The organism is Mitsuaria sp. RG, assembly GCF_028369275.1.
Taxonomy (GTDB): Bacteria; Pseudomonadota; Gammaproteobacteria; order Pseudomonadales; family Pseudomonadaceae; genus Aquipseudomonas; species Aquipseudomonas peradeniyensis.
This window is the reverse complement of record NZ_JAQMYQ010000003.1, coordinates 86,194-110,998: the sequence shown is the minus strand read 5'-3', so window position 1 is coordinate 110,998 and position 24,805 is coordinate 86,194. Positions and strand designations below refer to the sequence as shown.

Annotated in this window: 23 protein-coding genes; 13 read left to right on the top strand and 10 right to left on the bottom strand. The window is 65.6% G+C overall.

Annotated elements, in window-relative coordinates:
* Nucleotides 1-80: 80 nt before the first annotated feature.
* Nucleotides 81-1,031, bottom strand: coding sequence for a DMT family transporter (locus POF53_RS03010; protein WP_498966307.1), 951 nt, complete (start codon nucleotides 1,029-1,031; stop codon nucleotides 81-83).
* 258 nt (nucleotides 1,032-1,289) lie between these two features.
* Nucleotides 1,290-2,777 carry a polyphosphate:AMP phosphotransferase gene (pap, locus tag POF53_RS03005; protein WP_203647640.1) on the bottom strand — a complete coding sequence of 496 codons (1,488 nt, stop codon included), beginning with the start codon at nucleotides 2,775-2,777 and terminating at the stop codon, nucleotides 1,290-1,292.
* A gap of 135 nt (nucleotides 2,778-2,912) precedes the next feature.
* Here pap and mnmC point away from each other — a divergent pair, with 135 nt between their 5' ends.
* From mnmC to POF53_RS02980, 5 genes are all read left to right on the top strand, one after another.
* Nucleotides 2,913-4,883: a bifunctional tRNA (5-methylaminomethyl-2-thiouridine)(34)-methyltransferase MnmC2/FAD-dependent 5-carboxymethylaminomethyl-2-thiouridine(34) oxidoreductase MnmC1 gene (mnmC, locus tag POF53_RS03000; protein WP_498966305.1), complete on the top strand. Its 1,971-nt coding sequence runs from the start codon at nucleotides 2,913-2,915 to the stop codon at nucleotides 4,881-4,883.
* A 247-nt stretch (nucleotides 4,884-5,130) separates the two neighbouring features.
* Nucleotides 5,131-6,918: an N-acetylglutaminylglutamine amidotransferase gene (locus POF53_RS02995; protein WP_203647642.1), complete on the top strand. Its 1,788-nt coding sequence runs from the start codon at nucleotides 5,131-5,133 to the stop codon at nucleotides 6,916-6,918.
* A gap of 3 nt (nucleotides 6,919-6,921) precedes the next feature.
* Nucleotides 6,922-8,667 carry an N-acetylglutaminylglutamine synthetase gene (gene ngg / locus POF53_RS02990; protein WP_203647643.1) on the top strand — a complete coding sequence of 582 codons (1,746 nt, stop codon included), beginning with the start codon at nucleotides 6,922-6,924 and terminating at the stop codon, nucleotides 8,665-8,667.
* A gap of 181 nt (nucleotides 8,668-8,848) precedes the next feature.
* Nucleotides 8,849-10,033, top strand: a complete 1,185-nt coding sequence (locus tag POF53_RS02985) for an osmoprotectant NAGGN system M42 family peptidase (RefSeq protein ID WP_203647644.1) — start codon at nucleotides 8,849-8,851, stop codon at nucleotides 10,031-10,033.
* Between the two features lie 176 nt (nucleotides 10,034-10,209).
* Nucleotides 10,210-10,437 carry a YheU family protein gene (locus POF53_RS02980; RefSeq protein ID WP_203647645.1) on the top strand — a complete coding sequence of 76 codons (228 nt, stop codon included), beginning with the start codon at nucleotides 10,210-10,212 and terminating at the stop codon, nucleotides 10,435-10,437.
* A 7-nt stretch (nucleotides 10,438-10,444) separates the two neighbouring features.
* Here POF53_RS02980 and csrA read toward each other — a convergent pair whose 3' ends face one another.
* Both csrA and POF53_RS02970 read right to left on the bottom strand, forming a co-directional pair.
* Nucleotides 10,445-10,630 (bottom strand): carbon storage regulator CsrA, encoded by a 186-nt coding sequence (gene csrA, locus POF53_RS02975; protein ID WP_203647646.1) that lies wholly within the window; start codon nucleotides 10,628-10,630, stop codon nucleotides 10,445-10,447.
* 124 nt (nucleotides 10,631-10,754) lie between these two features.
* Nucleotides 10,755-11,570 carry an SDR family oxidoreductase gene (locus POF53_RS02970; RefSeq protein ID WP_498966301.1) on the bottom strand — a complete coding sequence of 272 codons (816 nt, stop codon included), beginning with the start codon at nucleotides 11,568-11,570 and terminating at the stop codon, nucleotides 10,755-10,757.
* A 202-nt stretch (nucleotides 11,571-11,772) separates the two neighbouring features.
* Here POF53_RS02970 and POF53_RS02965 point away from each other — a divergent pair, with 202 nt between their 5' ends.
* Complete coding sequence (locus POF53_RS02965; protein WP_082337667.1) at nucleotides 11,773-11,925, top strand: DUF3309 family protein; 153 nt, start codon at nucleotides 11,773-11,775, stop codon at nucleotides 11,923-11,925.
* A gap of 80 nt (nucleotides 11,926-12,005) precedes the next feature.
* On the opposite strand, the gene POF53_RS02960 is transcribed toward POF53_RS02965, so the two are convergent.
* The 3 genes from POF53_RS02960 to POF53_RS02950 all read right to left on the bottom strand — a co-directional run bounded on the left by POF53_RS02960 (nucleotide 12,006) and on the right by POF53_RS02950 (nucleotide 15,086).
* On the bottom strand, nucleotides 12,006-13,670 hold the full coding sequence (locus POF53_RS02960; RefSeq protein WP_232856443.1) for a cation acetate symporter: 1,665 nt from the start codon (nucleotides 13,668-13,670) through the stop codon (nucleotides 12,006-12,008).
* Complete coding sequence (locus tag POF53_RS02955; RefSeq protein WP_110736475.1) at nucleotides 13,667-13,978, bottom strand: DUF485 domain-containing protein; 312 nt, start codon at nucleotides 13,976-13,978, stop codon at nucleotides 13,667-13,669. The genes POF53_RS02960 and POF53_RS02955 overlap by 4 nt, the downstream gene beginning before the upstream one ends.
* 247 nt (nucleotides 13,979-14,225) lie before the next feature.
* Nucleotides 14,226-15,086: a glycine betaine ABC transporter substrate-binding protein gene (locus POF53_RS02950; protein ID WP_498966297.1), complete on the bottom strand. Its 861-nt coding sequence runs from the start codon at nucleotides 15,084-15,086 to the stop codon at nucleotides 14,226-14,228.
* Nucleotides 15,087-15,303: 217 nt separating this feature from the next.
* Here POF53_RS02950 and POF53_RS02945 point away from each other — a divergent pair, with 217 nt between their 5' ends.
* Nucleotides 15,304-16,851, top strand: a complete 1,548-nt coding sequence (locus POF53_RS02945; protein WP_232856445.1) for a glycoside hydrolase family 17 protein — start codon at nucleotides 15,304-15,306, stop codon at nucleotides 16,849-16,851.
* Between the two features lie 85 nt (nucleotides 16,852-16,936).
* Here the strand turns inward: POF53_RS02945 and POF53_RS02940 are convergent, their stop codons facing one another.
* A complete protein-coding gene (locus POF53_RS02940; RefSeq protein WP_232856446.1) occupies nucleotides 16,937-17,299 on the bottom strand; it encodes a hypothetical protein in 363 nt (120 codons plus the stop codon).
* 217 nt (nucleotides 17,300-17,516) lie between these two features.
* On the opposite strand from POF53_RS02940, the gene POF53_RS02935 reads away from it, so the two are divergent.
* On the top strand, nucleotides 17,517-18,815 hold the full coding sequence (locus tag POF53_RS02935; RefSeq protein WP_203647652.1) for an alpha/beta fold hydrolase family protein: 1,299 nt from the start codon (nucleotides 17,517-17,519) through the stop codon (nucleotides 18,813-18,815).
* Nucleotides 18,808-19,623 (top strand): MlaA family lipoprotein, encoded by an 816-nt coding sequence (locus tag POF53_RS02930; protein ID WP_050704582.1) that lies wholly within the window; start codon nucleotides 18,808-18,810, stop codon nucleotides 19,621-19,623. Before POF53_RS02935 ends, POF53_RS02930 begins: the two co-directional genes overlap by 8 nt.
* 135 nt (nucleotides 19,624-19,758) lie before the next feature.
* Here POF53_RS02930 and POF53_RS02925 read toward each other — a convergent pair whose 3' ends face one another.
* A complete protein-coding gene (locus POF53_RS02925; protein WP_232856735.1) occupies nucleotides 19,759-20,907 on the bottom strand; it encodes a patatin-like phospholipase family protein in 1,149 nt (382 codons plus the stop codon).
* Nucleotides 20,908-21,051: 144 nt separating this feature from the next.
* Complete coding sequence (locus tag POF53_RS02920; protein ID WP_203647654.1) at nucleotides 21,052-21,987, bottom strand: lipid A biosynthesis lauroyl acyltransferase; 936 nt, start codon at nucleotides 21,985-21,987, stop codon at nucleotides 21,052-21,054.
* Nucleotides 21,988-22,087: 100 nt separating this feature from the next.
* Between POF53_RS02920 and minC the strand changes: the two genes are divergently transcribed.
* The 4 genes from minC (at nucleotide 22,088) to POF53_RS02900 (ending at nucleotide 24,801) form a co-directional block, all read left to right on the top strand.
* The gene (gene minC, locus POF53_RS02915; RefSeq protein ID WP_203647655.1) at nucleotides 22,088-22,849 is read left to right on the top strand and encodes a septum site-determining protein MinC; all 762 of its coding nucleotides are present in this window, start codon (nucleotides 22,088-22,090) and stop codon (nucleotides 22,847-22,849) included.
* Nucleotides 22,850-22,945: 96 nt separating this feature from the next.
* Complete coding sequence (gene minD, locus POF53_RS02910) at nucleotides 22,946-23,758, top strand: septum site-determining protein MinD (protein WP_203647656.1); 813 nt, start codon at nucleotides 22,946-22,948, stop codon at nucleotides 23,756-23,758.
* 3 nt (nucleotides 23,759-23,761) lie between these two features.
* Nucleotides 23,762-24,016 carry a cell division topological specificity factor MinE gene (gene minE / locus POF53_RS02905; RefSeq protein WP_023631120.1) on the top strand — a complete coding sequence of 85 codons (255 nt, stop codon included), beginning with the start codon at nucleotides 23,762-23,764 and terminating at the stop codon, nucleotides 24,014-24,016.
* Between the two features lie 149 nt (nucleotides 24,017-24,165).
* Complete coding sequence (locus POF53_RS02900; protein ID WP_084941741.1) at nucleotides 24,166-24,801, top strand: RluA family pseudouridine synthase; 636 nt, start codon at nucleotides 24,166-24,168, stop codon at nucleotides 24,799-24,801.
* Nucleotides 24,802-24,805: the final 4 nt, after the last annotated feature.

The following is a 24,805-nucleotide window of genomic DNA, read 5'->3' as shown; positions in this document are numbered from 1 at the left end:
CGGCATTTAATACAAAGATCGCCGGGGCTGCTGCGCAGCCCTTTCGCGGCACAAGGCCGCTCCTACAGGTACCGCGAGGGTTATTGAGCCTGGCTCTTCGCTCTCCACCCCGCGATCAGCGACGGCCCCAACGCCACCAATGCCGACCCCAGCACCACCGTCACTGCCCCGACATAGCCCAGGCCATTGATCTGCTCGGCATGCACGTAATCCGGCCACAGCCAGGCCGCCAGCGCCACCGCGACGAACGTCACCAGCGGCGTCAGTGCCAGGGTCGCGCTGACCCGCGAGGCCTCCCAATGTGCCAGCGCCTCGGCGAACGCGCCATAGGCCACCAGCGTGTTCAGGCAGCAGGCCAGCAGCAACCAGCCCTGCAACGGGCTGAGCTGCAACACCTCCAGCGGATGCACCCAGGGCGTGAGCAGCAGTGCGCAGCACAGGTAGATCACCATCATCACCTGCTGCGAGTTCCACACCGTCAGCAGTTGCTTCTGGCTCAAGGCATAGAACACCCAGATGCTGGTCGCCAGGATAATGGTCAGCACGCCGGTGGTGTAGGTGCCAAGTGATGTGAGCAGCTCTTCCAGGCGCTGGTTGAAGAACAGCCCGAATCCCGCCAGCAGCACCAGCAGGCCCAGGCCCTGCCCCAGGCTGAAACGCTCCTTGAACACGAACACGCTGGCCACCAGCAACAGCACCGGCCCCAGCTGCACGACCAGTTGCGCGGTGCCGGGGCTGAGCAGGTTGAGGCCGACCAGGTACAGCACATAGTTGCCGACCAGGCCGGCCACCGCGACGGCCACCAGGCCCTTGCCCTTCATTCCAAGACGACTGAACGACGGCAGCCGCCGATTGGCCGCCAGCCAGGCGAACAACAGGCCGCCGGAAACGCTCAGGCGGTACCAGGTGACGGTTACCGGGTCCATCACCTGCAGCACTTGCTTGAGCTTGATCGGCAGGATGCCCCAGAGAAAGGCAGTCAACAGCGCCAGCAGAAGGCCCTGGACCCAGCGTCCGGAAGAAATGTGCATGGTGTCCTCGAGTCGGGCCTTGGTGGGGGAAGGTGCAGTCTACGGGCTTGGCGGGGGACGTGTGGCGGGAAAAGATTTCATCAGGTCATTCCCTGGATGCATGTCTGATTACCCCAGCCGGGCTGACACCGTCACTGTAGGAGCGGCCTTGTGCCGCGAATGGGGCGCGTAGCGGCCCCGGCAATCCATGGGTAAACGCCGATCCTGGGGCCGCCTGCGGCCCTTTCCGGCCGGTCCGACGCCTCGGCAAGGCCGCTCCTACCTCTTGGCGAACGCCGCCTCCAGCGCCTGGTTGATCGTGCGCAGTACCTTCACCCGCGCCCAGCGCTTGTCGTTGGCCTCCACCAGGGTCCACGGCGCGATCTCGGTGCTGGTGCGGTCGACCATGTCGCCCACCGCCTCGGAATAGACGTCCCACTTGTCGCGGTTGCGCCAGTCCTCCTCGGTGATCTTGTAGCGCTTGAACGGGATCTGCTCACGCTCCTCGAAGCGCTCCAGCTGGGTCTGCTGGTCGATGGCCAGCCAGAACTTGACCACCACCACCCCGGCGTTGCTCAACTGCTCCTCGAAGTCATTGATCTCGCCATAGGCGCGCATCCAGTCCGCCGGGCTGCAGAAGCCCTCGACCCGCTCCACCAGCACCCGGCCATACCAGGAGCGGTCGAAGATGGTGAACTTGCCCCGCGCCGGAATGTGTCGCCAGAACCGCCACAGGTATGGCTGGGCACGCTCTTCCTCGGTGGGCGCGGCGATTGGCACAATGCGGTACTGGCGCGGATCCAGCGCCGCCGCCACGCGGCGGATCGCCCCGCCCTTGCCGGCCGCGTCGTTGCCTTCGAACACCGCCACCAGGGCGTGGCGGCGCATGCGCTTGTCGCGCAGCAGACCGGCCAGGCGCGCCTGTTCGGTGACCAGCTGTTCCTGGTAGTCGTGCTTGTCCAGGCGCAGGGTCATGTCCAGGGCGCCGAGCAGGCTCTTCTGGTCGATGCTGCGCCCCAGCGGCGTGACGTTACCCTGATGCTTGCCCTTGGGGTTGTTGGCCAGGGCGGCCTGCAGGCCCTCCAGCAGGATGCGCCCGACTGCCAGGCTGCGGTAGTGCGGGTCGACGCCCTCGATCACATGCCAGGGCGCGTAGTCGCGGCTGGTGCGGCGCAGCACACGCTCGCCGAAACGCACGAAACGGTCGTAGGTTTCCGACTGCTGCCAGTCCAGCGGGCTGATGCGCCAGTTGTGCAGCGGATCTTCCTTGAGCGCCTTGAGTCGCGCCTTCATCTGCTTCTTGGACAGGTGGAACCAGAACTTGATGATCAGCGCGCCTTCGTCGCAGAGCATCTGCTCCAGGCGCTCGGCGCCGGCGATGGCCTGGTCGAGCACGGCATCCTTGAACTGGCCGTGCACGCGGCCTTCGAGCATCTGGCTGTACCAGTTGCCGAAAAACACGCCCATCCGCCCTTTCGGCGGCAACGCCCGCCAGTAGCGCCAGGCCGGTGGCCGGGCCAGTTCCTCGTCGGTCTGCTGGTCGAAGGTGCGCACTTCGATCAGTCGCGGGTCCATCCACTCGTTGAGCAGCTTGACCGTCTCGCCCTTGCCGGCGCCCTCGATGCCGTTGATCAGCACGATCACCGGGAAGCGCGCCTGCTGCTTGAGTTCGTACTGGGCTTCGAGCAGCGCCTCGCGCAGGGCGGGGACTTCTGCTTCGTAGGTGTCCTTGTCGATGCTGTGACCGATTTCGGCGGATTCGAACATGGAGGGCTCCTTCAATGGATAAGCAAGATTAGCGGATTTGCGCCATCCGTATCGATCCTGTCGCGCCTTGCGATAAGACCGGCACTCGCCGCTCGGATCGCTTAAAATCCGTCATCCGCTGCAACCGAGCCGACCATGTCCGACACCACCCTCCCCCTGCACGCCCAGATCGACTGGGACGACCAGGGCCGCCCCCACTCCCGGCAATACGACGATGTCTATTTCGCCGTCAACGAAGGCATCGACGAAACCCTGCACGTGTTCATCGAGCAGAACCACCTGCGCCAGCGCTTCGCCGAGCTGGCGCCGCGGGACTGCCTGGTGATCGGGGAAACGGGCTTTGGCACCGGCATGAATTTCTTCTGCGCCTGGCAGCTGTTCGCCGAGCTGGGCCACGCCGAGGCGCGCCTGCACTTCGTCAGCGTGGAAAAGTACCCCCTGAGCCGCGACGACCTGGAGCGCGCCATGCAACTGTGGCCGGCGCTGGCGGCCTTCACCCGGCCCCTGCTCGATCAGTACGTGGCGATCCATCCGGGTTTCCAGCAACTGAGCCTCGATGACGGCCGCGTCACCCTCACGCTGATGATCGGCGATGCGCTGGCGCAACTGCCGCAACTGGACGCGCGCATCGACGCCTGGTTTCTCGACGGCTTCGCCCCGGCGAAGAACCCCGACATGTGGACGCCGGAGCTGTTCGCCCAGTTGGCGCGGCTGTCGCACCCCGGCACCACCCTCGGCACCTTCACCACCACCGGCTGGGTCCGCCGCTCGCTGATCGAGGCCGGCTTCACCATGAAGAAGGTGCCCGGTATCGGCAAGAAGTGGGAGGTGATGCATGGCGTCTACAGCGGCGCGCCAGCCGCCCCCGCGGCGCCCTGGTACGCACGCCCGGCGCCCTTGCCGGGGCCACGCGAGGCGCTGGTGATCGGTGCCGGCCTGGCGGGCAGCGCCACGGCGCGCAGCCTGGCGGCCCGGGGTTGGCAGGTCAGCGTGCTGGAGCGTCACGACGGGCCGGCCCAGGAGGCCTCGGGCAATCCCCAGGGCGTGCTGTATCTCAAACTGTCCGCCCATGGCACCGCCCTGTCGCAGATGATCCTTTCCGGCTTCGGTTACACCCGTCGCTGGCTCGAGCACCTGCAACGTGGCCAGGACTGGGATGCCTGCGGTGTGCTGCAACTGGCCTTCGACAACAAGGAAGGCGAACGCCAGGCCAAGCTGGCGACCGCCTTCGACAACAGCCTGCTGCGCCAGCTCGACCGCGAACAGGCCGAAGCCGTGGCAGGCGTGGCGCTGGCCAGCGGCGGCCTGTTCTACCCCGAGGGTGGCTGGGTGCACCCGCCGGCGCTGTGCCAGGCGCAGCTGGACCATCCGCGCATCCGCCTGCTCGGCCATGCCAACGTCATCGCGCTGCGCAAGGCCGACGGTCTGTGGCAGGCCTGGGACGGCGAGCGCCTGCTGGCCAGTGCGCCGCTGGTGGTGCTGGCCGGGGCTGCCGATGTCCGTGACTTCCCGGCTTGCGCCGGGTTGCCGCTCAAGCGCATTCGCGGGCAGATCACCCGCCTGCCGGCCACCGTGGCCAGCCAGGAACTACGCACGGTGGTCTGCGCCGACGGCTACGTCGCGCCACCTCGCGGCGATGAGCACACCCTGGGCGCCAGCTTCGACTTCCACAGCGAGGACCTGGCGCCGACCGTGGCCGAGCACCAGGGCAACCTGGCGCTACTGGATGATATTTCCGCAGACCTGGCCACCCGCCTGCGCACCGCCGAGCTGGATCCGGCGCAACTACAGGGTCGGGCAGCGTTCCGTTGCACCAGCCCGGACTACCTGCCCATCATCGGGCCGCTGGCCGATGTCGAGGCGTTCAACCAGGCCTACGCCATGTTGGCCAAGGATGCGCGACAGGTGCCCGATGTGGCCTGTCAGTGGCTGGAGGGGCTGTATGTGAACAGTGGGCATGGGTCGCGGGGATTGATTACTGCACCGCTGTCCGGGGAGCTGATTGCGGCGTGGGTCAGTGGTGAACCATTGCCGGTGCCCCGAGCCGTGGCCGAGGCCTGCCACCCGAACAGGTTCGCGTTGCGCCGGTTGATTCGCGGTAAATAGCCAGATCGCCGGGGGCGCTTTGCGCCCCTTTCCGGCCGGTCCGACGCCTCGGCAAGGCCGCTCCTACACAGGCGACCGCGATCTCCTGTAGGAGCGGCCTCGTGCCGCGAAAGGACCGCACAGCGGTCCCAGTCCCCGACAACCACATATAACAGATTGATCTAAAACTCTCACAAGCTACCCCGGTCCCTACCTAAGTGCCCACCTTCGCGGCACACCTCCCCAACGGCAAAACCGGTAAGGACTTATGTGCGGATTAGCAGGAGAGTTACGTTTCACCCCCATCGACCAAGCCCCACGCCCGGCGGACCTCGCCGCGGTGGAGCGCATCACCCACCACCTGGCGCCCCGCGGCCCCGACGCCTGGGGCTTCCATAGCCAGGGCGCGATTGCCCTCGGCCATCGGCGCCTGAAGATCATGGACCTGTCCGACGGCTCGGCCCAGCCCATGGTCGACAGCACCCTGGGCCTGGCCCTGGCCTTCAACGGCGCCATCTACAACTTCCCCGAACTGCGCGAGGAACTGCAGGCCCTGGGCTACAGCTTCTGGTCCGACGGCGACACCGAAGTGCTGCTCAAGGGCTACCACGCCTGGGGCGCGGCGCTGCTGCCCAAGCTCAACGGCATGTTCGCCCTGGCCATCTGGGAGCGCGACAACCAGCGCCTGTTCCTGGCCCGCGACCGTCTGGGCGTCAAGCCTCTGTACCTGTCGCGCAACGGCGAGCGCCTGCGCTTCGCCTCGACCCTGCCGGCACTGCTCAAGGGCGGCGATATCGACCCGGTGATCGACCCGGTGGCACTGAACCACTACCTGAACTTCCACGCCGTGGTACCGGCGCCACGCACCCTGCTGGCCAATGTGCAGAAGCTCGAGCCCGGCACCTGGATGCGCATCGACCGCCATGGCGAGGTCGAACGCCAGACCTGGTGGCAACTGCACTACGGCCCGAACCCGGACGAGCGCGAGCTCGACCTGGAGGGCTGGACCAGCCGCGTGCTCGACGCCACCCGCGACGCCGTGGCGATCCGCCAGCGCGCCGCGGTGGACGTCGGCGTGCTGCTCTCCGGCGGCGTCGACTCCAGCCTGCTGGTCGGCCTGCTGCGCGAGGCCGGGGTGGACGACCTGTCGACCTTCTCCATCGGTTTCGAGGACGCTGGCGGCGAGCGCGGCGACGAGTTCCAGTACTCCGACCTGATCGCCAGGCACTACCACACCCGCCACCACAAGCTGCGCATTGCCGAGCACGAGATCATCGAGCAGTTGCCGGCGGCCTTCCGTGCCATGAGCGAGCCGATGGTCAGCCACGACTGCATCGCCTTCTACCTGCTCTCGCGGGAAGTGGCCAAGCACTGCAAGGGCGTGCAGAGCGGCCAGGGCGCCGACGAGCTGTTCGCCGGCTACCACTGGTACCCGCAGGTGGACGGTGCCGAGGATGCCTTTGGCGCCTATCGCGAGGCGTTCTTCGACCGCAGCCACGCCGAATACCGCGCCACCGTGCAGGCGCCGTGGCGCCTGGACAACGACGCGGCCGGCGACTTCGTCCGCGAACACTTCGCCCGCCCCGGCGCGCCGGACGCGGTGGACAAGGCCCTGCGCCTGGACAGCACGGTGATGTTGGTGGACGACCCGGTCAAGCGGGTGGACAACATGACCATGGCCTGGGGCCTGGAGGCGCGCACGCCGTTCCTCGACTACCGCCTGGTGGAGCTGTCGGCGCGCATTCCGGCACGCTTCAAGCTGCCCGACGGCGGCAAGCAGGTGCTCAAGCAGGCGGCGCGCCGGGTCATCCCCCATGAGGTGATCGACCGCAAGAAGGGCTACTTCCCGGTTCCCGGCCTCAAGCACCTGCAAGGCGCCACCCTGGACTGGGTGCGCGAGCTGCTGACCGACCCCAGCCAGGATCGCGGGCTGTTCGACCCGGCCATGCTCGACCGCCTGCTGAGCAACCCCCACGGCCAGCTAACCCCGCTGCGCGGCTCCAAGCTGTGGCAGTTGGCGGCCCTGAACCTGTGGCTCAGCGAACAAGGAATCTGACCGATGAAAGCCCACGAGATCGCCTATGGCCAGCGCCTGCTGCGCGGCCAGGCGCCGTCCTACGAGCGCTTGCAGGCACGCCTGGCCGGCGACGGCAGCGACCCCCACGACCAGCCGCGAGCCGTGCATTGCGGCTGGGGGCGGCTGCTGATCGGGCATACCTACCCCGATCCGCTCAGCCTGGCCGAAGCGCTGCTGCAAGAGCAGGCCGGCGAGCGCGACATCGCCCTGTACGTCGCCGCCCCGCAGCAGGTACTGGCCCAGGCGCCGCAACAGCTGTTCCTTGACCCGTCGGATACCCTGCGCCTGTGGTTCACCGACTACCGGCCGGCGCGGCGCGTGTTTCGCGGCTTTCGCATTCGGCGGGCGCAAGGACCGGCGGACTGGCAGGCGATCAATGCGCTGTACCAGGCCCGCGGCATGCTGCCGGTCGACCCCGAACTGCTCACCCCACGCCACCTCGGCGGGCCGGTGTACTGGCTGGCCGAGGACGAAGACAGCCACGCGGTGATCGGCAGCGTCATGGGCCTGGACCACAGCAAGGCCTTCGACGACCCCGAGCACGGCTGTAGCCTTTGGTGCCTGGCGGTGGACCCGCACTGTACCCGCCCTGGCGTCGGCGAAGTGCTGGTGCGCCACCTGATCGAGCACTTCATGAGCCGCGGCCTGGCCTGCCTCGACCTGTCGGTGCTGCACGACAACCGCCAGGCCAAGCGGCTGTACAAGAAGCTTGGTTTGCGCACCCTGCCGACCTTCGCCATCAAGCGCAAGAACGGCATCAACCAGCCGCTGTTCCTCGGCCCCGGTCCCGAGGCCGGGCTCAACCCCTATGCACGGATCATTGTCGACGAGGCGCTGCGCCGGGGCATCGAGGTGCAGGTGGAGGACGCGGGTGTAGGGCTGTTCACCCTGACCCTGGGCGGACGGCGCATCCGCTGTCGGGAATCGTTGAGCGACCTGACCAGCGCCGTGACCATGACCCTCTGCCAGGACAAGCGTCTGACCCGCCAAGCCCTGTACAACGCGGGTCTGCAGGTACCGGCGCAGCAACTGGCGGGCAATGCCGATGACAACCAGGCATTCCTCGACGAGCACGACACGGTGGTGGTCAAGCCGGTGGATGGAGAGCAGGGCCAGGGGGTGGCGGTCAATATCACCACGCTTGAAGCGCTGAGCCATGCCGTGGAACAGGCCCGCGTCTTCGACAGCCGCGTGCTGCTGGAGAGTTTCCATGCAGGCGTCGACCTGCGCATCGTGGTGATCGGCTACGAGGTGGTGGCGGCTGCAATCCGCCATCCGGCCCAGGTGATCGGCGACGGCAAGCACAGCCTCCGTGCGCTGATCGAAGCCCAGAGCCGGCGCCGCCAGGTGGCCACCGGCGGCGAGAGCCGCATTCCACTGGACGAAGAGACCGAGCGCACGCTCAAGGACGCGGGGCTGGGCTACGACGACATCCTGCCCGCCGGGCAACGCCTGGCCGTGCGCCGCACCGCCAACCTGCACACCGGCGGCACCCTGGAGGATGTCACCGCGCGCCTGCACCCGGTACTGGCCGATGCCGCCGTGCGCGCCGCCCGCGCCCTGGAGATCCCGGTGGTGGGCCTGGATTTGATGGTCCGCGATGCCGAACATCCGGACTACGTGATCATCGAGGCCAACGAGCGTGCGGGATTGGCCAATCATGAACCGCAGCCTACGGCCGAGCGCTTTGTCGATTTGTTGTTCCCACATAGCCGACCTGTGGCCTGACAACCCCTCGTTATTTGTAGGAGCGGCCTTGTGCCGCGAAAGGGGTGCGAAGCGCCCCCAGGATTTCAGCTTCGCTGCATCTATCGCCGGGCCCGCTTTGCGGGCCTTTCGCGGCACAAGGCCGCTCCTACAAAGGCCTTGCCCGCAGTTTGGAAATTTCACCCCGACCGGAGACCTGGACATGTCCGAACGACTCCCCGAACCCGATCTCGACTACCTCAAACGTGTGCTGCTGGAGATGCTCGCCATCCCCAGCCCCACCGGCTTCACCGACACCATCGTGCGCTATGTCGCCGAGCGCCTGGACGAACTGGGCATCCCCTTCGAGCTGACCCGTCGCGGCACCATACGCGCCACGCTGAAGGGCCGCCAGAACTCGCCCGACCGCGCCGTCTCGGCGCACCTGGACACCATCGGCGCCAGCGTGCGCCAGTTGCAGGACAACGGTCGCCTGGCCCTGGCACCGGTGGGTTGCTGGTCGAGCCGCTTCGCCGAGGGCAGCCGGGTCAGTGTGTTCACCGATACCGGCGTGTACCGCGGCAGCGTGTTGCCACTGATGGCCAGCGGGCACGCCTTCAACACCGCCATCGACCAGATGCCGATCAGCTGGGAACACGTTGAAGTGCGCCTGGACGCCTACTGCGCCACCCGCGCCGATTGCGAGGCGCTGGGGATCGCCATCGGTGACTGCGTTGCCTTCGATCCGCTGCCGGAGTTCACCGAAAGCGGCCATATCAGCGCCCGCCACCTGGACGACAAGGCCGGCGTGGCGGCCTTGCTGGCGGCGCTCAAGGCCGTGGTGCAAAGCGGCCGTCAGCCACTGATCGACTGCCACCCCTTGTTTACCATCACCGAGGAGACCGGCTCGGGCGCCGCGGCCGCCCTGCCCTGGGACGTCAGCGAATTCGTCGGCATCGACATCGCCCCGGTGGCGCCGGGGCAGGCGTCCAGCGAGCACGCGGTGAGCGTGGCCATGCAGGATTCGTCCGGTCCCTACGACTATCACCTGTCGCGCCACTTGCTGAAGCTGGCCGGCGATGCTGATTTGCCGGTACGCCGCGACCTGTTCCGCTACTACTTCAGCGACGCCCACTCGGCGGTGACCGCCGGGCACGATATCCGCACCGCCCTGGTGGCCTTCGGCTGTGATGCCACCCATGGCTACGAGCGCACCCATATCGACAGCCTGGCGGCGCTCAGCCGGCTGCTCGGCGCCTACCTGCTCAGCCCGCCGGTGTTCGCCAGCGACTCGCAGCCGGCCAATGCCTCACTGGAGCGCTTCAGCCACCAGCTGGAACACGACGCGCAGATGGAAAGCGATACCCGGGTGCCGGCGGTGGACAGCCTGGTGGGCAACAAAGGCTAAGCTCAAACGCCTATCCCTGTAGGAGCGGCCTTGCGCCGCGAACGGGTCGCGTAGCGGCCCCTGGATCAAAGATCGCCGGGGCCGCTTTGCGGCCCGTTCGCGGCACAAGGCCGCTCCTACAAGGGAATTGCAAATTCACGTAGCATGCCCCCATTCCCACAACCACTGCCCAGACCATGCTGATCCCCTACGACCAACTCGAAGCCGAAACCCTGACCCGCCTGATCGAGGACTTCGTCACCCGCGACGGCACCGACAACGGCGACGACACCCCACTGGAAACCCGCGTGCTGCGGGTACGCCAGGCCCTGGCCAAGGGGCAGGCGTTCATCCTGTTCGACATGGACAGCCAGCAGTGCCAGTTGCTGGCCAAGCATGACGTGCCGCGGGAGCTCTTCGAGTAGCCGGCCTTCAGGCCTGCTGCTTCTCCAACTCCAGTGCCTTGATGCGTTTGTACACCTCGACCCGGTGCACCTCCACTTCGCGCGGCGCGCAAATGCCGAAACGGACCTGGCCGTTCTCCACGGACATCACCTGGATCCTGATGTTGTCGGAAATGACGATGACCTCGCCCACTTCTCGTCCGATTACCAGCATGCTCCGATCCTCCCGCTCAATGGAAAATCGGAGACTGCCCCGCCAGCTTTGGCCTACTCAATCCTTCTTCGGATAAATAGACATGCCCTACTGGCGAGGGTAAAAAAACCTACAGAAACTTCCCTCAATGTGCGGCTTTGCGTGCCTTCGCCCGCATTTTCACCGCCATGTCCGCCATTTCATCGTACAGCCGCTGGGGCGACTGGCATTTGAGCTGCCAGGCCTGACGCCCGGCTTCGTGGGGCAGGATCAGGAACTCGCCAGCCGCAACCCGCTGATGGATATACTCGGCGATATCGGCGGCATTGATCGGCGAGCCTTCCAGCAGTTTGCCCACCTGCGCCTTCATCGCCGGATCCGGCCCGCGGAACGAGTCGAGCAGGTTGGTCTGGAAGAACGACGGGCACACCACATGCACCGCCACCTCGACCTGGCGCAGCTCCACCAGCAGGCTCTCGGCCAAGGCCAGCACCCCGGCCTTGGCCACGTTGTAGTTGCTCATGCCCGGCCCCTGCATCAGGGCAGCCATGGAGGCAATATTGATGATCCGCCCACGGCTGCGCTCGAGCAGCGGCAGGAACGCCTTGCAGCCCTTGACCACGCCCATCAGGTTGACCGCGATCTGCCAGTCCCAGTCCTCCAGGGACAAATCGGCGAAGAACCCGCCCGACGCCACCCCGGCATTGTTGACGATCACGTCGATGCCGCCGAGCTTCTCCTCGCAGGCCTGGGCCAGGGCGGTGAGCTGGCTGTAGTCGCGCACGTCGCAGCGCTGGATGAAGCCGTCACCACCGGCGCCACGCACCAGCTCCAAGGTCTCGCGCAGGCCCGCTTCATTGACATCGGCCAAGGCCAGGCGCCAGCCATCGCGGGCCCAGCGCAGGGCGATCTCGCGACCAAGGCCGGAGCCGGCGCCAGTGATCATCATTCGGTTGTGCATGGTCAGCTGCCTTGAACAGTGGGATTGGCCTGGAGTCTAGCCAGAACGCGGGCCACAGCGGTGCAGCATCAGAATGCTGAATGAGGATTCATCCACCCGGGGCCTGCACAACCGATGGAATCTTTGCCCACCGCCAACGGTCGGAACAGTAAGCGCCCAGCATTCCGAGGCCCTTGACCCTCAACCACGCAAGGACTCCATCATGACCACGATCCTCATCATCATCCTGATCCTGCTGCTGGTCGGTGGCTTACCGGTCTTCCCGCACTCGCGCAGTTGGGGCTACGGTCCTTCCGGCATCATCGGCGTGGTGCTGGTGGTGTTGTTGATCCTGTTGCTGCTCGGTCGGATCTGAGCCAGCCATTGCAGCTGGCTCCCTGTTGAACGAAAACGCCCCGGCAAGCCGGGGCGTTTTCGTTCAGGCAACAACCAGGATCAGTGGGAAACCGCCCCGCTGGCCCCAAGGCCGGTCTGCGAACGGACGAACTGCGGGAAGAACAGCGCGCGCTCGTTCTCGGCAGCCTTGGACTTGTCGGTGACCGAGAAGAACCAGATGCCGGCGAAGGCAATGATCATCGAGAACAAAGCCGGGTACTCGTACGGGTAGATGGCTTTCTCGTGACCGAGGATCTGCACCCAGATGGTCGGGCCCAGGACCATCAGGCCCACCGCGCTGACCAGGCCCATCCAGCCGCCGATCATGGCGCCGCGGGTGGTCAGTTTCTTCCAGTACATCGAGAGCAGCAGCACCGGGAAGTTGCAGCTGGCGGCGATGGAGAAGGCCAGGCCGACCATGAAGGCGATGTTCTGCTTCTCGAACAGGATACCCAGGCCGATCGCCAGCACGCCCAGGGCGATGGTGGTGATCTTCGACACGCGGATCTCGTCCTTGTCGTTGGCCTTGCCCTTGCGCCAGACGCTGGCATACAGGTCATGGGACACCGCCGAGGCACCGGCCAGGGTCAGGCCGGCGACCACCGCCAGGATGGTGGCGAAGGCCACCGCCGAGATGAAGCCGAGGAACACGCTGCCGCCCACGGCATCGGCCAGGTGCACCGCCGCCATGTTGTTGCCGCCGATCAGGGCGCCGGCGGCGTCCTTGAAGTCGGGGTTGGTGCTGACCAGCAGGATCGCGCCGAAGCCGATGATGAAGGTCAGGATGTAGAAGTAGCCGATGAAGCCGGTGGCGTACAGCACGCTCTTGCGCGCTTCCTTGGCATCGCTGACGGTGAAGAAGCGCATCAGGATGTGCGGCAGACCGGCGGTGCCGAACATCAGCGCCAGGCCCAGCGAGAACGCCGAGATCGGGTCCTTGACCAGGCCGCCCGGGCTCATGATCGCCTCGCCCTTGGCATGCACCTTGATCGCCTCGGAGAACAGGGTGTTGAAGTCAAAGCCCACGTGCTTCATCACCATCAGCGCCATGAAGCTGGCACCGGACAGCAGCAGCACCGCCTTGATGATCTGCACCCAGGTGGTGGCGAGCATGCCGCCGAACAGCACGTACAGGCACATCAGGATGCCCACCAGGATCACCGCCACGTGGTAGTCCAGGCCGAACAGCAGCTCGATGAGCTTGCCGGCACCGACCATCTGCGCGATCAGGTAGAACGCCACCACCACCAGCGAACCGGAGGCCGACAGGGTGCGGATCTCCTTCTGCCCGAGGCGGTACGAGGCCACGTCGGCGAAGGTGTACTTGCCCAGGTTGCGCAGGCGCTCGGCGATCAGGAACAGGATGATCGGCCAGCCGACCAGGAAGCCGATGGAGTAGATCAGGCCGTCGTAGCCCGAGGTAAACACCAGCGCGGAAATACCCAGGAACGAGGCCGCCGACATGTAGTCACCGGCAATCGCCAGGCCGTTCTGGAAGCCGGTGATCTTACCGCCGGCGGCGTAGTAGTCGGCCGCCGACTTGTTGCGTTTGGAGGCCCAGTAGGTAATGCCCAGGGTGAAGGCGACGAAGGCCACGAACATGGCAATCGCCGAGACGTTCAGCGGCTGTTTCTGCACCTCGCCGGTCAGGGCATCGGCGGCCCACACGGCGGGTGCGAAAGCGCCGCAGGCCAGGACGGCCAGGGTTTTGGCGTGACGGATCATTGCTTGGCCTCCTCGAGAATGGCCTTGTTCAGTTCATCGAACTCGCCGTTGGCGCGACGCACGTAGAGCGCGGTGAGCACGAAGGCCGAGAGGATCAGGCCGACGCCCAGTGGAATGCCCCAGGTGATCGACGACTCGGGGCTGAGCTTGGCGCCCAGCACGTGCGGGCCATAGGCGATGAGGAGGATGAAGGCGCAGTAAAGGCCGAGCATGATCGCCGAGAGAATCCAGGCGAAGCGCTCGCGCTTGGTAACCAGTTCCTTGAAGCGCGGACTGTTCTGTATCGATTGGTAAATGCTGTCGTTCATTGTTTTTGTCCTAGCAGCACAGAGTAGGGATAACCCGACTCCAACTTTATGCTGCCGCTGGACGCCAACCAGACGACCTTAGTCTTAGATGCAACGGTGTTTTACAGATTTCGCAACAACCAAAACCCGAGTAGGGGCATTCGCGGGTAAACCCGCTCCCACAGGTAAGCCACAATGTTCAAGTTTGTGGTGATCCTGTGGGAGCGGGTTTACCCGCGAAATGGTCGCACTGGCCTCTACGGCGAGGTTACTTGCCGGTCCACTCCTTGACCCGCTCCGGATGCTTGGCCACCCAGTCCTTGGCAGCGGCCTCGGGCTTGGCGCCTTCCTGGATCGCCAGCATGACCTCGCCGATCTCATCCTTGGACTGCCACTGGAACTTCTTCAGGAACTCGGCCACTTCCGGCGCCTTGCTCGCCAGTTCCTTGCTGCCGATGCTGTTGACCGTTTCGGCGGCGCCGTACACGCCCTTGGGGTCCTCAAGGAACTTGAGTTTCCACTTGGCGAACATCCAGTGCGGTACCCAGCCGGTCACGGCGATGGACTCGTTCTTCTTGTAGGAGCGGCCCAGCTCGGCGGTCATCGCCGCGCCGGAGCTGGCCGTCAGTTTGTAGCCGGTCAGGTCGTAGTCCTTGATGGCCTGCTCGGTCTTGAGCATGACCCCGGAGCCGGCATCGATGCCGACGATCTTGTTCTTGAAGCTGGTATCAGTCTTGAGGTCGGTGATGCTGTTGGCCTTGACGTACTCGGGAACGATCAGGCCGATCTTGGCGTCCTTGAAGTTCGGCCCGTAGTCGACGACGTTGTCCTTGTTCTTGGCCCAGTACTCGCCATGGGTCACCGGCAGCCAGGCCGAGAGCATGGCGTCGAGCTTGCCGGTGGCCACGCCCTGCCACATGATCCCGGTGGCCACGGCCTGCAGCGTCACGTCATAGCCGAGTTTCTGCCTGATCACCTCGGCGGCCACGTTGGTGGTGGCCACGCTGTCCGACCAGCCGTCCACGTAACCGATGCTCACTTCCTTGGCCATGGCCTGCGCAGTGCTCATGGTCAATACCAGGGCGGCGCCCACACTCAGGAAACGTCGTACTCTTGTAAAAGTCGCCATCAAAGCATCCCCTCGTCAGGTCTTGGAGAGAGCATCATCGACCTGCCCCCGCGCACGACCTGCTCTGTCAGCGACCTCCAGCGAACGATCAGCGACAGCACTGTGCCATTAACGCCATGCCAGCCGAGCGGCCTGCGCGATCCTTGCATGCCAAAGGCTTGGCGCCGGTCATTTGCGGCTATCATCTAGCCCTTTGTGCTTGCCGACGGACCGCCCGATGCCCAGTAACACCCGACTGCTCCTGCCTGCTTACCTGCTCGCCTGCCTGCTCGCCCTCATCGGGCTGTGGGCGCTCTGGTACGGCCTCGGCAAGCCGGTGCACCTGCCCGATGCGGCGAGCCCGACGCACAAATTGCAGTGCGCGTCCTACACCCCGTTCGACAAGGACCAGTCGCCGTTCGACCAGCCGTTTCGCCTGCGCCCGGCGCGCATGGACGCCGACCTGGCGTTGCTGAGCGAGCGATTCCAGTGCATCCGCACCTATTCGATGACCGGCCTGGAGGCGATCCCGGCGCTGGCCCGCAAGCATGGCCTGAAGGTGATGCTCGGTGCCTGGGTCAACTCAAGCCCCGTGGACACCGACAAGGAAATCGAATTGCTGATCGCCGCGGCCAACGCCAACCCCGACGTGGTCAGCGCGGTGATCGTCGGCAACGAGGCGCTGCTGCGCAAGGAAGTTACCGGCGAGCGCCTGGCCGGGCTGATCGAGAAAGTGAAAAGCCAGGTGAAGGTGCCGGTGACCTACGCCGACGTCTGGGAGTTCTGGCTGCAACACCCGCAGATCGCACCGGCGGTGGACTTCCTCACCATCCACCTGTTGCCGTACTGGGAAGACGACCCGCGTGGCATCGATGCGGCACTGACCCATGTGGCCGAGGTGCGCCAGGTGTTCGGCAACCGCTTCGCGCCCAAGGACATCCTGATCGGCGAAACCGGCTGGCCCAGTGAAGGACGCCAGCGCGAGACCGCAGAGCCGAGCCGGGTCAACGAGGCGCGTTTCATCCGCGGCTTCATCGCCCTGGCCGAGGCCAACGGCTGGCGCTACAACCTGATCGAGGCGTTCGACCAGCCCTGGAAGCGTGCCAGCGAAGGCGCCGTGGGCGGCTACTGGGGGCTGTACGATGCCGACCGCCAGGACAAGGGCGTGCTTGAAGGGCCGGTGAGCAACCTGGCGCTGTGGCCGCAGTGGTTGCTGGCCAGTGTGTTGCTGATGCTGGCGACCCTGGCTCTGGCCGGGCGCCCGGCAAGCCGCCGCGCCGCCCTGCTGCTGCCGTTGCTGGCGGCCCTGGGTGCCGGCAGCCTGGGGCTGTGGGGGGAGCTGATGCGCACCAATGCCCGCTTTGCCGGGGAATGGTTGTGGGCGGTGGCCCTGGCCGGTTTGAACCTGCTGGTGCTGGCCCATGGCGCGCTGGCCCTGGCTCGCAGAGACGGCTGGCGCCAGCGGTTGTTCGCCTGGCTGGAAAAGCATGCCGGCACATGGCTGCTGGCAGCCGGATTCGCCGCGGCGGTGAGCATGCTGGCGATGGTGTTCGACCCGCGCTATCGCAGCTTCCCCAGCGCGGCGTTGTTGCTGCCGGCAGTGGTCTACCTGTTGCGGCCGGTGTCGGCGCGGCGGGCGGAGGTGGCGTTGCTGGCCTTTATCGTGGGCGCTGGAGTGGCGCCGCAGTTGTTCCAGGAAGGGTTGGCGAATCGACAGGCCTGGGGTTGGGCGGTGGTCAGCGTGTTGATGGTTGGCGCGTTGTGGCGCAGCTTGCGCAAAGCCTGATGGCCCATCGCGGGGCAAGCCCGCTCCCACGTTGAGGTCAACGCCTTGTTTGAGCGTGGGAGCGGGCTTGCCCCGCGATACGACCTCAAGCCGTGCGCCGTACCAGCCGCAACCCCGCCAGCACCACGGCAAACACCGCGATGCTCGCGGTATACAGCACCAGCGCCGGAATCCCGAACAGCAGCGCCAGCGCCGCCAGCCACCATCCGCCTCGGCCAGGCACCAGTTGGCAGAGCAACGCCAACCCCAATGCCCCCCAGGCAATTATCTGGAAATGTATCCCCAGCCCCAGCAGCGAACGCACCTGGCATTGCCAGACCTCTCCCGGCACGCTGCACAGCCCGACCCACCGAGCATCCTCCATCAGCCCATAGCGCACGCCATAACTGGCCGCGAGCCACAGCGGCAGGAACAGCAACAGGGCAACGACCGGCCTCCAACGCGCCATGCGGATCTCCAATAGCGGTAATCGAAACGTTGCATGATCGCCCAGGGGCCGCGACAAGGCAAAATCATGGCCCGGCAGCTATGTTGCACAAGACAAACGTTGTCCGGCGCGGCAACATCTTGTGCGACGAACGACAGGGCAACGGGCAACTTTGTCCGACATGCCGTGGTCCTAGCCTGCGTACTGCACGACCTTGCGTTTTCCCTGGGGGACATAAATGCTTCGATCTTTGCGCCTCGCCGCCCTGCTGGGTGGCCTGCTCATGGCTGCGGCCGCTTCGGCGCGGGATATCGACGCGGCGAGCTACGGCTATCCGTTGACCAACCCGTTCGAGGCGACCATCGCCACCACGCCGCCGGAACAGCGCCCGACGCTGCCCAGCGACGACGACATCGACCAGGCCGACTACAGCCTCACCCTGCGCCCGGAGCGCGAGTTCACCCTGCCCGATAACTTCTGGTCGGTGAAAAAACTGCGCTATCGCCTGGCCAGGCAGGACCACGAAGCGCCATTGATCTTCCTGATCGCCGGTACCGGCGCGCCCTATTCCAGCAGCATCAACGAGTACCTGAAGAAGCTGTTCTACCAGGCCGGCTACCACGTGGTGCAACTGTCCTCGCCGACCAGCTGGGACTTCATGAGCGCCGCCTCGCGCTTCGCTACCCCCGGGGTGACCAGCGAGGATGCCAAGGACCTGTACCGGGTCATGCAGGCGGTGCGCGCCCAGCAGGCACACCTGCCGGTCAGCGAGTACTACCTCACCGGCTACAGCCTCGGGGCGCTGGACGCGGCGTTCGTCAGCAAGCTCGACGAGACCCGCCAGAGCTTCAACTTCAAGCGCGTACTGCTGCTCAACCCACCGGTCAACCTGTACACCTCGATCAGCAACCTGGACAAGCTGGTGCAGACCCGGGTCAAGGGCATCGATCGCAGCACCACGTTCTACGAGTTGATGCTGGAGAAACTCACCCGATATTTCCAGGACAAGGGCTACATCGACCTCAACGAAGCGCTGCTGTACGACTTCCAGAAGTCGCGCCAGCACCTGTCCAATGAACAGATGGCCATGCTCATCGGCACCTCGTTCCGCTTCTCGGCCGCCGACATCGCCTTCACCTCCGACCTGATCAACCGCCGCGGCCTGATCATCCCGCCGAAATTCCCGATCACCGAGGGCAGCAGCCTGGAGCCGTTCTTCAAACGGGCCCTGCAATGCGACTTCGACTGCTACCTGACCGAGCAGGTAATCCCCATGTGGCGAGCGCGCACCGACGGCAACAGCCTGCTGCAACTGGTCGACCAGGTGAGCCTGTACGCACTGGAGGACTACCTGCGCGCCAGCCCCAAGATCGCCGTGATGCACAATGCCGACGATGTGATCCTCGGCCCCGGCGACATCGGTTTCCTGCGCCGGGTGTTCGGCGAACGCCTTACGCTCTACCCCCATGGCGGCCATTGCGGCAACCTCAACTACCGCGTCAACAGCGACGCCATGCTGGAGTTCTTCCGTGGTTAACAGACTGCTGCTCGTCACCGCCCTGCTCGCCAGCGGCTGCGCCCTGGCCGAGGAAGTCGCGCCGCGTGCCAGCGTGGTCGAGGCCGACAAGACCGAAACCCTCACCGTGGAGGCCGACGGTTTCGTCGATCCGCTGCGCGAGCTCAAGTTCAACCCCGGCCTGGACCAGCGCGAGTTCGAACGCTCGACCCTCGCCGCGCTGAACATCTACGACCCGCTGGAATCGCTGAACCGGCGCATCTACCACTTCAACTACCGCTTCGACCAGTGGGTGTTCCTGCCGGTGGTCGATGGCTACCGCTATGTCACCCCAGGCTTCGTGCGCACCGGGGTGAGCAACTTCTTCAACAACCTGGGTGATGTGCCCAACCTGTTCAACAGCGTGCTGCAGCTCAAGCCCAAGCGCTCGGCGGAAATTACCGCGCGGCTGATGTTCAACACCATCATCGGTGTTGGCGGCCTGTGGGACCCGGCGACCAAGATGGGCCTGCCCCGCCAGAGCGAGGACTTCGGCCAGACCCTGGGCTTCTATGGGGTGCCGGACGGGCCGTACCTGATGCTGCCGATCCTCGGGCCATCCAACCTGCGCGACACCACCGGGCTGGTGGTCGACTATGTGGGAGAGAAGGAGATCAACTACCTGAACGTGCCCGACACCGCCAGCGACCACCCGGAACTCACCGTGCTGCGGGCGGTGGACAAGCGCTACACCACCAACTTCCGCTATGGGCAGACCAACTCGCCGTTCGAGTATGAGAAGCTGCGGTACGTGTATACCCAGGCGCGCAAGTTGCAGATCGCTGAATAACGGCAACCCCGATCCCCTGTAGGAGCGGCCTTGCGCCGCGAAAGGGCCGCAAAGCGGCCCCGGCAGTCTTGAGATGGGCACACATCCTGGGGCTGTTCTGCAGCTCTTTCGCGGCACAAGGCCGCTCCTACAGGGTCAGGCGGGCAATCCCAGGAACTGACACAACTCCCGCTTCTTGGCCAATGCATCCTTGCGCCCCAGTTCGATCAGCTCGCTGCAATAGCTCGCCTCGAACAGCAGGTAGCTCAGCACCCCCGCGCCGCTGGTCTTGGTAGCGCCAGGCCCACGCAGGAACAGCCTCAGCGCCGCCGGCAGCTCGCGCCGATGACGGGCGGCGATCTCGTCCAGCGGCTGGCTGGGCGCTACCACCAGCACCTCGATCGGCGCCAGCCCCAGGCGCCGGGCGTCCAGGTGCGCCGGCATCAGGTGGCTCAGATGGTTGAGCCGCTGCAGCAGCTCGATATCGTCCTCGAGGCTGTCGATGAAGGTGCTGTTGAGCATGTGCCCGCCGATCTGCGCCAGGCTTGGCTGCTGGCCGCTGAACACGCGCTGGGTCGGCAAGGGCGGCGCCGGGCGCTGGGGGTTGCCACTGACGCCGACCACCAGCACGCGGCTGGCGCCCAGGTGCAGCGCCGGGCTGATCGGCGCCGACTGGCGCACCGCGCCGTCGCCGAAGAACTCATCGCCCAGGCGCACTGGCGCGAACAGCAGCGGGATCGCCGAGCTGGCCAGCAGGTGGTCGATGGTCAGCGGCGTGGGCATGCCGATGCGCCGGTGGCGCAGCCAGGGTTCGATGGTGTCGCGGCCCTGGTAGAAGGTCACCGCCTGGCCGGACTCGTAGCCGAACGCGGTCACGGCGATGGCGCGCAGCTGATTGGCCGCCAGGGAGTGGGCGATGCCATCCAGGTCCAGGTGCTCATGCAGCAGACGGCGCAGCGGGCGGCTGTCGAGCAGCGCCACCGGCACCTGGCCGCCGAGCCCCAGCAGGCTGTGGCCGACGAAACGGCTGGCCTGGCGGATCACCCCGGGCCAGTCGCTGCGCAGCACCAGGTGGCTGCGAAAGTTCTGCCAGAAGGCGGTCAGGTGCTGCACCGATTCGGCGAAGCGGGTGGCGCCGCTGGCCAGCTTGACGGCGTTGATGGCGCCGGCGGAGGTGCCGACGATCACCGGAAAGGGGTTCGCCGCCCCAGGGGGCAGCAGCTCGGCGATGCCGGCCAGCACGCCGACCTGGTAGGCGGCGCGGGCGCCGCCGCCGGAGAGGATCAGGCCGGTGGTTGGGGACATGCTTCCTTCCTGGATCATGGTTGACAGGTCTGGCCTCTTCGCGGGTAAACCCGCTCCCACAGGTACAGTGCCGGCCTTAGCATATACATACCCCCTGTGGGAGCGGGTTTACCCGCGAAGAGGCCGGCCCTGCTATAGCAACAGTCAGCGTTTCTTCTTGTCGTACAGCCGTGGCTCGCCCTCGGGCCGCGACTTGAAGCGCCGGTGCGCCCACAGGTACTGCTCGGGACACGCGCGCAGCACGCCCTCGACCCACTGGTTGATACGCAGGCAGTCGGCTTCCTCGGTTTCGCCGGGGAAGTCCTCGAGCGGCGGGTGCACCACCAGACGATAGCCGCTGCCGTCCTCAAGCCGTCGCTGGGTAAACGGAATCACCCGGGCCTTGCCCAGCCGGGCGAACTTGGTGGTGGCCGTGACGGTGGCTGCGGGGATACCGAACAGCGGCACGAAGATGCTCTGCTTGGCGCCATAGTCCTGGTCCGGCGCGTACCAGATCGCCCGGCCCTTGCGCAGCAGCTTGAGCATGCCGCGCACGTCATCACGCTCCACGGCCAGCGAATCGAGGTTGTGGCGCTCGCGGCCACGGCGCTGGATGAAGTCGAACACCGGGTTGCCATGCTCGCGGTACATGCCGTCGATGGTGTGGGCCTGGCCCAGCAGCGCGGCGCCGATCTCCAGGGTGGTGAAGTGCACGGCCATGAGGATGGCGCCCTCGCCTTCGCGCTGGGCGGCCTGCAGGTGCTCGATGCCCTCGATGTGGGCCAGGCGTGCAAGACGGGCCTTTGGCCACCACCAGCTCATGGCCATCTCGAAGAAGGCGATGCCGGTGGAGGCGAAGTTTTCCTTGAGCAGGCGTTGCCGTTCGTCGCCGGACAGTTCGGGGAAACACAGTTCGAGATTGCGCGCGGCAATGCGCCGGCGCTCGCCGGCCACCCGGTACATCACCGCGCCCAGGGCGCGACCCAGCCCCAGCAGGGCGCGGTACGGCAGCTGGGCGACCAGCCACAGCAGGCCCAGGCCCAGCCACAGGCCCCAGAATCGCGGGTGGAGGAAAGAGGATCGAAAACGCGGGCGTTCCATTGAAGCTTCCGGCAAGACATGAGCCCGGCATTCTACATCGGTTGCGGGCAATCGGTCTTATCGCTATAAGTCAGGGCACTTTTTTCGCAACAAGCCGTCTATGCAGACCATGAGCCCCAACCAGACACCCGACAACGCCCCCGTGTTCCAGCTCAAGGGCAGCATGCTTGCCATCACCGTGCTGGAACTGGCGCGCAACGACCTCGAATCCCTCGACCGCCAGCTGGCGGCGAAGGTGGCGCAGGCGCCGAACTTCTTCAGCAACACCCCGCTGGTGCTGGCCCTGGACAAGCTGCCCCATGACTCGGGCGCCATCGACCTGCCCGGGCTGATGCGCATCTGCCGTCATCATGGCCTGCGCACCCTGGCGATCCGTGCCAGCCGCATCGAGGACATCGCCGCGGCGATCGCCATCGACCTGCCGGTGCTGCCGCCGTCCGGGGCCCGCGAACGCCCGCTGGAACCCGAGCCGGAAGTGAAGACGCCCGAGCCTGCACCCGCTCCACCAGCGGCACCGGCCGAACCCGAGGTACGCCCGACGCGGATCATCACCTCGACCGTGCGCGGCGGCCAGCAGATCTACGCCCAGGGCGGCGACCTCGTGGTCACGGGCTCCGTCAGCCCCGGCGCGGAACTTCTCGCCGATGGCAACATCCATGTGTACGGCGCCATGCGCGGCCGTGCCTTGGCGGGTATCAAAGGCAATACCAAGGCGCGCATCTTCTGCCTGCAGATGACCGCGGAAATGGTCTCGATCGCCGGCCAGTACAAAGTCTGCGAAGACCTGCGCCGCGACCCGCTGTGGGGATCGGGCGTGCAGGTCAGCCTGTCCGGCGACGTGTTGAACATCACCCGTCTTTAACGGATACTTGCCGGCATTTTTAGCGCAACTTTTTTCCAGTTGCCGTTTTTTGTATTTGCAGGGACGCCTGTCCCGATTATTTAGGGGTGAAACACCTTGGCCAAGATTCTCGTGGTTACTTCCGGCAAGGGGGGTGTGGGCAAGACCACCACCAGCGCCGCTATCGGTACCGGCCTCGCGCTGCGCGGGCACAAGACTGTCATCGTCGACTTCGACGTCGGCCTGCGTAACCTCGACCTGATCATGGGCTGCGAACGCCGCGTGGTGTACGACTTCGTCAACGTGGTCAATGGCGAAGCCAACCTGCAACAGGCCCTGATCAAGGACAAGCGCCTCGAGAACCTGTTCGTCCTGGCCGCCAGCCAGACCCGCGACAAGGACGCCCTGACCAAGGAAGGCGTCGAAAAGGTCCTGATGGAGCTCAAGGAGCAGTTCGAGTTCGTGGTCTGCGACTCGCCGGCCGGTATCGAAAAAGGTGCTCACCTGGCGATGTACTTCGCCGACGAAGCCATTGTCGTGACCAACCCGGAAGTCTCGTCGGTGCGTGACTCCGACCGCATGATCGGCCTGCTGTCCAGCAAGTCGCGCCGTGCCGAGCAAGGTGACGACCCGATCAAGGAACACCTGCTGATCACCCGCTATCACCCGGAGCGCGTCGAGAAAGGCGAAATGCTTGGCGTCGAAGACGTCAAGGAAATCCTCTCGGTCGAATTGCTGGGTGTGATTCCCGAATCCCAAGCCGTACTCAAGGCCTCCAACCAGGGCATCCCGGTCATCCTTGACGACCAGAGCGATGCCGGCCAGGCCTACAGCGACACCGTCGACCGCCTGCTGGGCAAGCCAAAGCCGCTGCGGTTCATCGAAGTGCCGAAGCAAGGATTCTTCGCGCGCCTGTTTGGAGGCAAATAAACCATGAACCTTTTTGACTTCTTTCGTGGCAGACAGAAACAGAGCAGCGCGTCGGTAGCGAAAGAGCGTCTACAGATCATCGTGGCGCACGAGCGTGGCCAGCGCAGCACCCCGGACTACCTGCCAGCCTTGCAGAAGGAGCTGGTCGAGGTGATCCGCAAGTACGTCAATATCGGCAACGATGACGTGCAGATCGAGCTGGAAAATCAGGGCAGTTGCTCGATTCTGGAACTGAACATCACTTTGCCTGATCGCTGATTCAAGCACTTCCGGCTGATCCTGGGGCTGCCTTGCAGCCCTTTCGCGGCACAAGGCCGCTCCTACACAGGCCCTGCCCCCCCTGTAGGAGCGGCCTTGTGCCGCGAAAGGGCCGCAAAGCGGCCCCGATTGTCTATAGAGAACCTGCAATGCCGCTGTCGAACATCCAGATCCTTCACGAAGACGCCGCCATCCTGGTGATCAACAAGCCGACCCTGCTGTTGTCGGTGCCGGGCCGCGCCGAGGACAACAAGGACTGCCTGATCACCCGCCTGCAGGAAAACGGCTACCCGGATGCCCTGATCGTCCACCGCCTGGACTGGGAAACCTCGGGGATCATCCTGCTCGCCCGCGACGCCGACAGCCACCGCGAGCTGTCGCGCCAGTTCCACGACCGCGAGACGGAAAAGGCCTATACCGCGCTGTGCTGGGGCCAACCGACCCTGGACAGCGGCAGCATCGACCTGCCGCTGCGCTACGACCCGCCGACCAAGCCGCGTCATGTGGTCGACCATGAACAGGGCAAGCACGCCCTGACCTTCTGGCGCATCGTCGAGCGCTGTGGCGATCATTGCCGGGTCGAGCTGACACCGATCACCGGACGCTCGCACCAGTTGCGCGTGCACATGCTGTCGATCGGCCACCCGCTGCTGGGCGACCGGCTGTACGCCAACCCCGAGGCGCTGGCGGCCCATGAGCGGCTGTGCCTGCATGCGTCGATGCTGAGCTTTACCCATCCGGTTTCGGGTGAGCGGTTGAAGTTCGAGTGTCCGGCACCGTTCTGATCCA

Excerpts from the sequence above, each read along its gene's own strand:
- POF53_RS03010 (WP_498966307.1), bottom strand. The coding sequence starts at position 1,031 with ATGCACATTTCTTCCGGACGCTGGGTCCAGGGCCTTCTGCTGGCGCTG.
- pap (WP_203647640.1), bottom strand. The coding sequence starts at position 2,777 with ATGTTCGAATCCGCCGAAATCGGTCACAGCATCGACAAGGACACCTAC.
- mnmC (WP_498966305.1), top strand. The coding sequence starts at position 2,913 with ATGTCCGACACCACCCTCCCCCTGCACGCCCAGATCGACTGGGACGAC.
- POF53_RS02995 (WP_203647642.1), top strand. The coding sequence starts at position 5,131 with ATGTGCGGATTAGCAGGAGAGTTACGTTTCACCCCCATCGACCAAGCC.
- ngg (WP_203647643.1), top strand. The coding sequence starts at position 6,922 with ATGAAAGCCCACGAGATCGCCTATGGCCAGCGCCTGCTGCGCGGCCAG.
- POF53_RS02985 (WP_203647644.1), top strand. The coding sequence starts at position 8,849 with ATGTCCGAACGACTCCCCGAACCCGATCTCGACTACCTCAAACGTGTG.
- POF53_RS02980 (WP_203647645.1), top strand. The coding sequence starts at position 10,210 with ATGCTGATCCCCTACGACCAACTCGAAGCCGAAACCCTGACCCGCCTG.
- csrA (WP_203647646.1), bottom strand. The coding sequence starts at position 10,630 with ATGCTGGTAATCGGACGAGAAGTGGGCGAGGTCATCGTCATTTCCGAC.
- POF53_RS02970 (WP_498966301.1), bottom strand. The coding sequence starts at position 11,570 with ATGCACAACCGAATGATGATCACTGGCGCCGGCTCCGGCCTTGGTCGC.
- POF53_RS02965 (WP_082337667.1), top strand. The coding sequence starts at position 11,773 with ATGACCACGATCCTCATCATCATCCTGATCCTGCTGCTGGTCGGTGGC.
- POF53_RS02960 (WP_232856443.1), bottom strand. The coding sequence starts at position 13,670 with ATGATCCGTCACGCCAAAACCCTGGCCGTCCTGGCCTGCGGCGCTTTC.
- POF53_RS02955 (WP_110736475.1), bottom strand. The coding sequence starts at position 13,978 with ATGAACGACAGCATTTACCAATCGATACAGAACAGTCCGCGCTTCAAG.
- POF53_RS02950 (WP_498966297.1), bottom strand. The coding sequence starts at position 15,086 with ATGGCGACTTTTACAAGAGTACGACGTTTCCTGAGTGTGGGCGCCGCC.
- POF53_RS02945 (WP_232856445.1), top strand. The coding sequence starts at position 15,304 with ATGCCCAGTAACACCCGACTGCTCCTGCCTGCTTACCTGCTCGCCTGC.
- POF53_RS02940 (WP_232856446.1), bottom strand. The coding sequence starts at position 17,299 with ATGGCGCGTTGGAGGCCGGTCGTTGCCCTGTTGCTGTTCCTGCCGCTG.
- POF53_RS02935 (WP_203647652.1), top strand. The coding sequence starts at position 17,517 with ATGCTTCGATCTTTGCGCCTCGCCGCCCTGCTGGGTGGCCTGCTCATG.
- POF53_RS02925 (WP_232856735.1), bottom strand. The coding sequence starts at position 20,907 with ATGTCCCCAACCACCGGCCTGATCCTCTCCGGCGGCGGCGCCCGCGCC.
- POF53_RS02920 (WP_203647654.1), bottom strand. The coding sequence starts at position 21,987 with ATGGAACGCCCGCGTTTTCGATCCTCTTTCCTCCACCCGCGATTCTGG.
- minC (WP_203647655.1), top strand. The coding sequence starts at position 22,088 with ATGCAGACCATGAGCCCCAACCAGACACCCGACAACGCCCCCGTGTTC.
- minE (WP_023631120.1), top strand. The coding sequence starts at position 23,762 with ATGAACCTTTTTGACTTCTTTCGTGGCAGACAGAAACAGAGCAGCGCG.
- POF53_RS02900 (WP_084941741.1), top strand. The coding sequence starts at position 24,166 with ATGCCGCTGTCGAACATCCAGATCCTTCACGAAGACGCCGCCATCCTG.